This is a genomic window from Paenisporosarcina sp. (genome assembly GCF_057785155.1).
The window spans coordinates 1-11,201 of the sequence record NZ_JBYNRN010000004.1 but is presented as its reverse complement, the minus strand read 5'-3'; the positions used below and the strand labels follow the sequence as shown (position 1 = coordinate 11,201).

At 33.2% G+C, this 11,201-nt stretch carries 9 protein-coding genes; 8 read left to right on the top strand and 1 reads right to left on the bottom strand.

The window, feature by feature from the left end:
- Positions 1–254: 254 nt before the first annotated feature.
- Positions 255–1,604, bottom strand: a complete 1,350-nt coding sequence (locus tag AC3EA5_RS01160; RefSeq protein ID WP_488606720.1) for a DEAD/DEAH box helicase family protein — start codon at positions 1,602–1,604, stop codon at positions 255–257.
- Between the two features lie 970 nt (positions 1,605–2,574).
- Between AC3EA5_RS01160 and AC3EA5_RS01155 the strand changes: the two genes are divergently transcribed.
- The 8 genes from AC3EA5_RS01155 to ppsA form a co-directional block, all read left to right on the top strand.
- Positions 2,575–3,096 (top strand): NUMOD4 domain-containing protein, encoded by a 522-nt coding sequence (locus AC3EA5_RS01155; RefSeq protein ID WP_488606719.1) that lies wholly within the window; start codon positions 2,575–2,577, stop codon positions 3,094–3,096.
- A 535-nt stretch (positions 3,097–3,631) separates the two neighbouring features.
- Positions 3,632–4,369: a hypothetical protein gene (locus tag AC3EA5_RS01150; RefSeq protein ID WP_488606718.1), complete on the top strand. Its 738-nt coding sequence runs from the start codon at positions 3,632–3,634 to the stop codon at positions 4,367–4,369.
- A 75-nt stretch (positions 4,370–4,444) separates the two neighbouring features.
- On the top strand, positions 4,445–4,717 hold the full coding sequence (locus AC3EA5_RS01145) for a helix-turn-helix domain-containing protein (RefSeq protein ID WP_488606717.1): 273 nt from the start codon (positions 4,445–4,447) through the stop codon (positions 4,715–4,717).
- 296 nt (positions 4,718–5,013) lie between these two features.
- Positions 5,014–6,198 (top strand): hypothetical protein, encoded by a 1,185-nt coding sequence (locus tag AC3EA5_RS01140; protein ID WP_488606716.1) that lies wholly within the window; start codon positions 5,014–5,016, stop codon positions 6,196–6,198.
- A 114-nt stretch (positions 6,199–6,312) separates the two neighbouring features.
- Positions 6,313–6,720, top strand: coding sequence for a hypothetical protein (locus AC3EA5_RS01135; RefSeq protein ID WP_488606715.1), 408 nt, complete (start codon positions 6,313–6,315; stop codon positions 6,718–6,720).
- Between the two features lie 896 nt (positions 6,721–7,616).
- The gene (locus tag AC3EA5_RS01130; RefSeq protein ID WP_488606714.1) at positions 7,617–8,027 is read left to right on the top strand and encodes a hypothetical protein; all 411 of its coding nucleotides are present in this window, start codon (positions 7,617–7,619) and stop codon (positions 8,025–8,027) included.
- Between the two features lie 211 nt (positions 8,028–8,238).
- Positions 8,239–8,403: a hypothetical protein gene (locus AC3EA5_RS01125; protein WP_488606713.1), complete on the top strand. Its 165-nt coding sequence runs from the start codon at positions 8,239–8,241 to the stop codon at positions 8,401–8,403.
- 988 nt (positions 8,404–9,391) lie between these two features.
- The coding region (gene ppsA, locus AC3EA5_RS01120) for a phosphoenolpyruvate synthase (protein WP_488606712.1) at positions 9,392–11,201 on the top strand (1,810 nt) is incomplete at its 3' end.

Below are 11,201 nucleotides of genomic sequence, written 5' to 3'. Positions count from 1 at the left end.
CTTAATTAACGGTTTTAATTAAAAAAGAGAAAACCTTCCAAAAGGTTTTTGGAGGGCTGTTTGGTATGCTCAAAATAGTATAACATAGGGTTAATTAGAATTTTAGAAAAAAATATTGACATCCTATTAGCTGGTTTAGTTGAGTAAGGAAACAATAAAAGGACCAAATTTATGGTCCTTTTTATTTATTATAGAAATATCAACAATATTATTTAACATAGTCAAATAAAAAACAGTACCCAATAGGGCACTGCTTAAATTTTAAATTCAGACCAATCTTTTAATAAACTTCTCATTCGCTCTGAAGGAATATAACAATTCATTGGTTCTTCATTACGAATACAACCTCTAAAAATAAATTGTATTAAATCCGATACTGCTAACATATCTTCATCTACTTCTACTCCGTACTCACTGAAGAAATTCCGCTCCAATGGATTTATAAATCGATTATATACAAATGCCATGCTTTTACAGTGCCCATATTCATTGGTCGCTCTAGCGTTGAATGCAACAAAATTATCCTTACTCCTGTCATTATTTTTATTTAATTTACACTTTGCATTTTTTAACATGGGTGCAAATTCGGATATAGTCGTCCAAAAGATATCATCATTTTCTGTCGGAACTACTCGTCTAAAGTAGTTTCTCAAATTATTATTTAGTTGATTTAAATCGTCCGATGGAGCATTTCTAAACCATGTAGATGAAAGTTGATAATATCGCTGCTTTTGAGTTAATCTTTCATTTGTTTTTTCTCGAGAATCGTAATTTGAATTGAGCGAACTTTTTCTCGCATTTTCATCTTCCTCGAAAATATCCAACAAATCATAAAGTTTTTTACGAGGTTCGATAGACGGATTATATTCAATTAATTCATATCGACCTTTTACGTTCTTCACGCTGAACTTATTAAATTTTATATAGTTTGCTTTGTAATAGTTGCATTGGGTTTGACCATCGAACAAATACGTTAAAATATAAACTTCGTCAAAAGCCTCAAAAGCCCTAGTATTCATAGTCCAGAACATAGCAACTCCATTTTGCAAAACTAAATTGTCGCTCTCTGCAAGAATCTTCATGTCTGAGAATTTACCTTTATAACCATCATCTAACCAAGCGATTTTTCCGTCTTTTTTAATATCTATGGTTCCATTAGTTCTCAATAAATCAATGTCGCTTTTAGAAATATCATATTGCTCAAGAACATTTGCCACTTCGTCCATGATGAGGGTATATCCATTTTCTTCGATTAAATCTAAGGTTTCCAAATCTAATTTCTTGAACAACTGATGAGTCGTTACGATAGATTTCCCAATGGTGATTAATGCTTGAAAATGTTTCGATTTGGTTCCATAACCTTTGATTGCTTCTGGTTCCACAAAATCAATATCTGTTGCTTGTTTGATTCGTTCAACTTCATTTAGAAACGGAGTTACGAATATGTATTTCACTTGATCTTCAGATTCACCAAACGCAAGTTTTTTAGTTTTACCGATACTATCATTAATTTGTTGTATTGCCCAACTTGTTTTACCAGCACCACATATAGCATCAATTACATTGATAGTCTGTGTCATACCAAAACCTTTTGTTTCTCTCATGTAGTTTTCCTCCATTTGATTTATATATACCTATTGTATTGACAGCAATGACCCTGTAAGGAAACTAATATAATTTGATTTAATGGCACAAAAAGTGTGCCAGTAACAGAGAAAAGGCCATTAGTACCAACGTTTGCTCGAGGTCTGCTTTAAAGAGGAATATGGTATTTGTGCCAGTACTAAAACATGAGAAAACGACCATCAGGAGTGGCATGAGACGAACACAGTGAAGTCCACAATGTAGAGCATTATGTTCGTCCATACAGACCTTATTAATAACGTTTGTACTCAAGAGGTGCAAACGTTAATTTTGTGATTGATTATTATTAGGTTACTTCGCATGCTCAGTAACCTTTGCTCTAGAAATCTTACAGATTTCAGAAGCAACATCGCCTTTTCCCGTTGGGAAGCGGGTCAATAACAATATGTAATGAACATAGACTACCCCAGGTCGCTTTTAAAAAACGCCTATTGAAACAAAGGGACTGAAGCATGGTTCTCTCGCAAAAATCTAAATTCCCGTAATTAATCTTGAAACGACTTTCTATTAATCATGCTGAAGTACATTAAAAAACATAAAAAAACTGCATAGTTTTCGAGGTGATAAATCGAGAAAACACGCACCAGTATTGGTTTTCTGCTCCCAAGTTGTTCCTTTAACTACAGAAACCTAAATTCAGAAGCATGAGATCATTGATTTATCATGGTATTAATGATGGAAAAGACCTTAAAAAACGATGGAAAAACATCGAAAAATCGTGGGAAACTACAGAAAAACTAACATAATTGACATGTTTTTTATGATTCTCACTCTAGACACGTTCATAAAACTTACATTTTACTTGAGGAGTCCAAATGGTCTCCCTAACTTTTGTGGCAACATTTATGTGTTTCTACTATATAAATAAATCCAATCGCCACTCCTTACATCTTGATTCCCTTTCAATATAAAGAGTAAGAGGTGAGCGGAATGAATAATGAACTTTGGGAATTTATTGAAGGATTTAATGATTACAAAGTTAGCAACTTAGGGAGAATTAAAAGTTACAAACTCTCCAAAAAAGGTTCGATATTAAAACATCGTGAGATCAATGATAATAACCAATATTGCATAGTTAATTTGATAAACAATGATGGAGAATATCATATTATGAGAATACACCGATTGGTTGCGTTGGCTTTTTGTCCTGAACGAATGTACTGTAATATCGTGAATCATATTGACGGAAACAAAACAAACAACGTAGCAACGAATTTAGAATGGTCTAACCACGCTGAAAACAATCAACATGCTTATGAAATTGGATTACGAAAAGGACCCACAAAAAAGAAAAGAATAGTAGCAAAAATATTGATTGATAATAGTACGATAATTTATTCATCGGTAAAAGAAGCCTCAAGAAAAAATAGCATAAGTGATTCATCTATCAGACGTGCTTGTACAGGAGCGACAAAAACAGCAGGTGGTTATAAATGGAAATTCATTGATTAATGTAAACTGCTTTCTTATAATGATGAAGGAAGTTGATATGCGAACTAAGAACGCTCAAAGTTTGAATCGTCTAGACTGTGTAAATGTTGATACTGTTGATAATCTATTGAATATTCAACAATGAAAATTTTAGTCGGTCGGGGGTTCGAATCCCTCCTGGGACGTAATTACGTCAAATTGAGTCAAGTTAGTAAAAATGAAAACCGCCCTAAACGTTGATATGATAACGTTTAGGGCGGTTTTTTCTTTTTTTGAAAAAAGATAGAAACCGATAGGAAATAAACTTTTGCTACACATTACACTACAAAAAAATGTACATCATTGAGCGAGCCTAATTAATACATCTTTTATTTTCTCCACTTCACTAGAATGGAGTTCATCTAACACGTGTTCAGGTGGCCATGGTGATAAGAACCGTGGTAAATGTCTTTCCTCCTTTCTAAAGCATCTGGACAATTGGTCTAGGTGCTTTTTAATTGTTACTGAATTTCCCGCCTATCTATAGTAAATTATAAATAGAGGGAAGGTGTAAAGTTTGGCTATAAAAAATTATTATGATGTTGCTCATGATTTAAGGGCTAGTTATTTTTCATCGGACAGAACCAAACGAAGTTCGGATACAATTGGAGATAAAGAAGAATTATTTTGGGATTTTATAAGTTTGGCTCATTTGACTTCGAATAACATTGATATGGAGAAGCCTTCGGGTTCCGCACTTTTAATTCTTGGATCCAAATTCATTAATCATATTTCTGTTTCCCATCAGATGTTAATGCAATCTATGGTGGATGAATATTTCATTTTGGTTAGGCAAAGTTGTGAAGTTTTTTGGTTGGCTCAATATTTTATCAAACATCCTGAAAAAGAGCGTGATTGGATTTCTTCGAAAGAAAATTACATTGCTCCAAGGGTTGTTAGAGCTTCAATTGATGAAAATAAGAAAATGAGTAGTTTATATAATTATCTTAGTGCTAATTCTCATCCTAAAACAACTTCAATCAACAATATTCTTTCAAATGAAGGATTGGCTATTTTTGGTAATTTTGACAAAGATTTTACTGAATCCGGATTATATATTATACTGAAAATAATAGATGAATATATCGAAACATATATTAATTTCATAATAGAACAAAATAAAATCGACTTGTCAGTATTGAATCAGAAAATGAGAGACGACGGAAAACTAAATGAAATAGAAGAAGTTTGTATTTTAATTGTAGGACAATATTCAATTCTAATGGAAAAACTAGAAGAATTTAAAATCGATTAATGATTAGTTTGAGCGCCTATTATGTATTGCACCCCGAAAGTTAGACCACCAAATCTACTATTGAGGTGTTTTTTTGTGGTCAAATATGATAAAGAATTCAACCAAAAAGTGGTTCACACTTATTTAGCCGGTGAAGGTGGTTATGCCACCCTGGCTACTAGATTTGGAGTTCCAAGTAAAACGAATATAAGAAAATGGATCAGTGCGTTTCAAGAATTTGGGGAACAGGGCTTGCTTACAAAAAAGGCAAATGTAATTTATCCTGTTCAATTTAAATTAGATGTCCTAAACTATAAGGAAAGAACAAGAGATTCCTTTAAAGTTTGGACAACTACATATGGATTGTAGCGTGTGTTTCTATGAATACGATTTAAATGTAAATAGTTTGAAAAACACAAGTATTTTACAATGATAAGTTAATGCCCGCTTCACAAATTGTGTGAATGGGTATTTTTCATTTAAGAGTGTAATCAGAACATAGCTAATTGTAAAAGTCCATCATCTTTTATTGGGAAACGGCACATAAAATAGATAGGTAAATTTAGGGTGGAAGATTTTTATTTCCCAACAATACTAACTACCTTTTAGTTCTATTTAAATATATAATAATGAAGAACTAAAAAATTGGAAAAGGATGGTGTTAAATGAAAAAATTACTATTTGTAATTTTAATAATTGCTTCTGTGTTTTTAGCTTGTAGTCCTGTATCAGCCGCATCTTCAGATAATTTGATTACTTTACAAGAAGCTGAAAATGTTATAAAGAACTTTACTCTTGATTCTACTCATTTAGAAGAATGGAAAAAAGCAAAAATTGAATTTAAGCATAATGTTTATGATATTGATGATAGTGTACTAGGATATTACTTTGAATTGTATGAACTTGATGAGTATAGTGGGTATATTATTATTTCAGCCACAAAAGAGAGAGACCCTATTCTCCAATACAGCTTTGGAAAAACTGAGTTCGAAAAAGTTGATGGAGAACAAAACTATTATTTGAATGCATTTAATTATGTTAGCGCTAAAAATAAAGATGAATTAAAAATTAAAGTTAACAATAGTATTAATAAAAAAATTGATCAATTGAAAACAGATAAAAAGAATTCTATGTTATCAACTGCAAATACAGTGGAATTAGATAAATCAATAGCATCCCTAGAAAAATTCACTTTGAGATCTCTACCAAAAGATTCATTTCGATATAGGAAGGACTGGAAGAAATATTTAAATAATAATAAAACTAGTTCTACCGAAACCATATATACAACAGCTGCAGTGTTTTCAAAAGAGCTATATGTGAGACGTGTGTGGCAAAGAACATCAGGTGTAACAAGTCCAAATACGGCATGCGGACCTGCAGTTGGTACTATGGCAGCAAATTATTATAAATCTATTGGTCATCTTACTTATGATTACTCAAATTATGGTGGCGATGCAAAATTCATTAATTTAATGGCAACTCAAATGAAGACAGGTTCTATAGGTACATCAGCTAGTGATTTTAGGGATGGCGTACGCCGTCAATTAAACATTCGATACTCATCTACTACTTATCCATTTAGAGCCTATGTCCAATCAGCAAATGGATACTTTGAACAATATAAAACTATAATAGGTCAAGGAGATTTAGTGCCATTAAGATTTGAGCATAACTTTAACGATGACGTTTATACAAGTTGGCACTTTATCTTAGGGATGGGCTTTAATGGTAGTCAATTTGTAATAAAAGATCCTGATGGTGGACAATATAACACTAGTCCACACTATGTTAGTTGGAGTGTAAACCAGAGTTACATGACCATGATTCCTATTGATTTTTATTTTTAATTCTTTAGACATGTGGGGCTTATATTATAAAGTCCACATGTCCTTTACATAATACAAAAGAATAACTAAACATTGTTCATTGAAATTAAAGTAATAATAAGGAGGTGATTTAACTTGTATCCAATAACAGTAATAGAAATAATTTTTTCCATCATTATAATACTGTCGGTTTTATTACTTAGTTTTATATTCCTAAGACATAAAAAGTTAACTTTAATATTACTAAATTCCATATTAATATTTAGTGTATTAACATTTTTTATTGTTAGACCAATATGGATAAATAATCAAGTTAAAGAAAGAAAGAACGTCCTTGAAGTATATTTACAGGAAAATTATCAAGATGAATCTTGGACTATCACAGCACGAGAAGGTAGAAATTATAGCCCTTACAAATTCGATGTAGTTTTTCAGACAGAAAAAGATGTGCAGTATTTATATTACGTTGGAAGAAATCATAATGTTGAACAGCAAGGTTTTTCAACCGATACTTCCCCGGATGACTTAGAACATAAAGAATGATTCTTGTTATAAAAGAATTGTGAAAAGCTTACTATATGATGTCTATATAAGAGCTATAATATAGTGTTATTTAAAGAATATATAAATTTTACTACACAAATACTACACATACTTTCTCGAAATTATTGATTTGACAAGGTTTAATTACCTATATAATACGTCCTCTTGGGATGTAATTAAAACAGGCGACGAGCCTTACGTATAAACGCTTTCTAACACGCAGAGTGATACGGTCATGGATACGGTCAACATTCGTATTATCACCGATATTTCACTGCCGTTAGGAGGCGTTTTTTACTGACTGTCCGAATTAACCGTGTCAGACAATTTATCCGATTTATTTACAGTAGAACCGCAGACGACGCCGGTAACGACGACAAAAGAAGCTGTAGGAATGAGCGTTCATGATGCGTTTACATATTTGCCTAAATCTCAGACTTGAAACGAATAAGGACCACATGTCCAGTTTTTTAAGTAAAACAAAAAAACGCCAAAGCAAAAAGCTTAGGCGTTTCTGCGAGAAAAATAATATGGCTTATCAACCCAAGTCTCACAATGCAATTATAAATCTCTAAACATTTAACTAAAAGACGTAATGTATTACAACTAACCCATTAAGAAGGCTATTTGTAATTGGTTTGATTTTTATTCGTACTGAAGTACATGAGGGAAATATGAGTTGGTCAGTATTACCTACGGAAATCTAGTTAAAGCTGCAGTAATTTGTCCGAATTGTGAAGCTGAGATAAGAATAATGAGTATATACATAAAATCTATTTAAGCATCTCTCAAGAGGTGTTTTTATTCGCCGAAATGCCGAGGCATGATGAATGATTTTATCCCGCTTCTTTTTACATATCAAGTATATTAAGAAGTTGGAGTCTCTCAAATGAAAGGTGTCAGGTGTTATTCATGAAGAAAATATTGAAAATTTTAGTTACAATTGCCTTGATAATTTTGATTGGTTTCATTGCAGTAAAAACAATTTATCAAACTATAAGCAATTAGCGAACGATCGGATTGAAAAGGTAATTGAAATACAAAAGGCGGATTTAGGTAACGCAAGAATCGATATGGATGAGTATGATTTCTATGATTCATCTTATTCCAAGAGAATTTATTACAAAGACGATCCAGAGATTGAATACAGGTATAACTACGAAAAACCAAGAGATAGGGTTCATGTCACTGCCTTTTACAAAAGTGCATCTGTAAATGTTATAGGAAAGGAAACAAAGTATAGTCATTCAATTAAGGTCTACTTTGATTCTGAGGGATCAATTAGTAAAGTAGACAAGTTAAAATGAAAATTATTAGAGGATTATAACTTTAAAAAAATATTAGTATTTTATTAGGAATAATATTTATTAGGTTTACATCATTTTGAGCAAAGCACCTCTAACCAGGTGCTTATTTTTTTTGCCTAAATGCCGAAACGTGACGAACCATTTTCTATCAAAAGTGATAATTTTTCCAGTAGAGTAAAGTCAAGAAATCTAAAGTTTTAAAGGAGAAAAAATGAATAAAATATTTATTACAGCAATTATTATATTATTGGTTATCATAGGTGGAACCTTTTACTACTACACGCCTCAAGCAGACACTGAGGAACAAATGGAAAAGGATGTAAGACAATTCATAAATGAAGAACTGGGTTTAACAAATAGTGAAATTATGATCTAGAGGTTAGATTTGCTACATCTTCACTTCGATATGGTGGTAATGATAGGTATCTTACAATTGTTTATTACAAAGATGAGCCTACTACTGATTATGGATACAGCTAGAATTAAGAAGGCGAAATTGAGCCTGCATACATTGGTAATGGCAAACATAATCCCGAATAGCATAAATATAGAATTGCCATAAGTAATTCTTTTTATTTACCTAAACTCAGCCCTGTTTGATTGCGTTATATATCCACTAAGATGCACCAAGTGTTTGCGAATGCTGCTGGTTTTTAAGCAATGGCGAAAGAGGCCTATGGGTGAAGAGGGGAATTTAAAGGTTAAACAAGTCAGTGTTAGTTATAAAGATGAGTTTGAAATGGAATTACTGAATCACGTATTGAAATTATTCAACAATAAAGAACGTGATTTTAGCAATTACGTTAAGAGATTAAAAGCTGATGATCTAAGATGTGCCTCTCAAATTAATAACGGGGAGGTAGGCAAGACTCAAATTCAGTGGCAATAGAAAGGATTTTCGAGGAAGAAGAGAACGATCTAAATACAATGGAAGCGATGATTGAGTTTTTAAAATAATAAAACCCAACCACGAATTGTGGAAGGGCAATAAAACACTATCTGATATCCATAATTTAAATTGAGGTTTGTTCTAAATCTCTATTAATACAATGTATTTTTGGGAAAATACATAAATCAGAAGGAATAAAGTTGAATTTGACAATATGAATTGTGGGGTTTCTTAAAGGTATATGAGCTACTTTCGAGTGGATGAACCGGGATATAAGCCTACTGTATGGAAAGATCTAGCTTCTTTTAAAGAGCGAACTCTGACTCTTCCTAAGTTAATTATAGCATATAGAAAATGGGAAATATAGACTATTTATTCGTATTTTCTACTGCTAAACTACAATAGAACTTTGACTAGATTTGTTGGACGGGAAAATATATTAAAGAAAATAAAAGCTGGTTAGGAGAGGGATTGAATGAGTTCTTTGGTACTTGGTTTTCAGGAAATGGAAAACACACAGCTTTTGCTCGTTGGCGGAAAAGGGTTAAATTTAGGGAATTTATCAAATATTGAAGGAATTCAAGTACCAGAAGGATTTTGTGTAACAACAGTGGGATATCAAAAAGCTATAGAACAAAACGAAATGTATCATGCTTTGTTGGATCGGCTAACCATGCTAAAAGCAGAAGATCGCGAGCAAATTGGTGAAATCAGCAGGAAGATCCGACAAATCATTATGGAAGTAGAAGTTCCTTCCGATGTTGTGAAAGCAGTTACTCACTATCTCTCCCAATTTGGTGATGAACATGCTTATGCAGTGCGTTCTAGTGCGACTGCTGAAGATTTGCCACATGCCTCTTTTGCAGGTCAACATGACACCTATTTAAATATTATCGGCATCGAAGCCATCATGCAGCATATCAGAAAATGTTGGGCTTCTCTATTTACGGATCGCGCGGTAATCTACCGTATGCAAAATGGATTTGACCACAGTCAAGTTTATTTATCCGTTATCGTTCAAAGGATGGTTTTCCCGCAGGCTTCAGGGATTTTATTTACCGCTGATCCGATTACTTCTAACCGAAAGCTGCTGTCAATAGAGGCTAGTTTTGGACTTGGAGAAGCACTGGTCTCTGGCTTGGTATCTCCCGATTGTTATAAAGTGCAGGGAGAGGAAATTGTCGATAATATGATAGCAACAAAAAAATTGGCTATCTATGGAGTAAAAGAAGGAGGAACAGAGACACAGCAAATCGATCCCAATCAGCAAAAGACTCAAACACTTACTGAACAACAAATTTTACAATTAGCACGTATAGGAAGGCAGATCGAAGCTCATTTTGGGTGCCCACAAGATATCGAATGGTGTTTGGTTGATGATACATTTTATATTGTCCAGAGTCGGCCAATCACTACTTTATACCCGATCCCTGAAGCTAATGATCAAGAAAATCACGTTTACGTATCTGTCGGACATCAACAAATGATGACCGATTCTATGAAACCACTGGGATTGTCTTTTTTCCTGTTAACGACTCCTGCACCTATGCGTAAAGCTGGTGGAAGGTTGTTTGTTGATATCACACTTAATCTTGCTTCACCTGTTAGCAGAGAAATGTTATTAAATGCCCTAGGACAATCCGATCCTCTCATAAAAGACGCACTTACGACCATAATAGATCGAGGAAATTTTATAAAATCGTTACCAAGTGATAAAAAAGAACTGAATCCCAGTAAAAGCAATAAAGGTATGTCGTCTGCGGGTTTTCAAAACGAAAACGATCCGACACTCGTTTCTGATTTAATTAAGAGTAGTCAAACATCGATAGAAGAGTTAAAACAAAACATCCAAACGAAATCAGGATCAGATTTATTTGATTTTATTCTAGAAGATATCCAGCAATTAAAGAAGATTCTATTTAACCCACAAAGTTTGGGTGTGATTACGGCTGCTATGGATGCTTCATCATGGATCAATGAAAAAATGTACAAGTGGTTAGGTGAAAAAAACGTAGCAGATACGCTTTCTCAATCTGTACTGGGCAATATTACTTCGGAAATGGGCCTGGCGCTATTGGATGTAGCAGATGTGGTTCGTCCTTATCCAGAAGTAATTAATTTTTTACAGCATGTAAAAGAAGAAAACTTTTTGGATGAACTCGTTAAGTTTGATGGTGGACAGGAAACTCTAGACGTTATCTATGCTTATCTCAATAAATACGGAATGCGATGTGCCGGAGAAATCGATATTACTAAAACTCGTTGGAGTGAAAAACCAATTACAC

Bases quoted from the DNA above. Each gene is read 5' to 3' on its own strand.
- AC3EA5_RS01140 (WP_488606716.1), top strand. From the start codon at position 5,014: ATGAAAAAATTACTATTTGTAATTTTAATAATTGCTTCTGTGTTTTTA.
- AC3EA5_RS01125 (WP_488606713.1), top strand. From the start codon at position 8,239: ATGAATAAAATATTTATTACAGCAATTATTATATTATTGGTTATCATA.
- AC3EA5_RS01160 (WP_488606720.1), bottom strand. From the start codon at position 1,604: ATGAGAGAAACAAAAGGTTTTGGTATGACACAGACTATCAATGTAATT.
- AC3EA5_RS01155 (WP_488606719.1), top strand. From the start codon at position 2,575: ATGAATAATGAACTTTGGGAATTTATTGAAGGATTTAATGATTACAAA.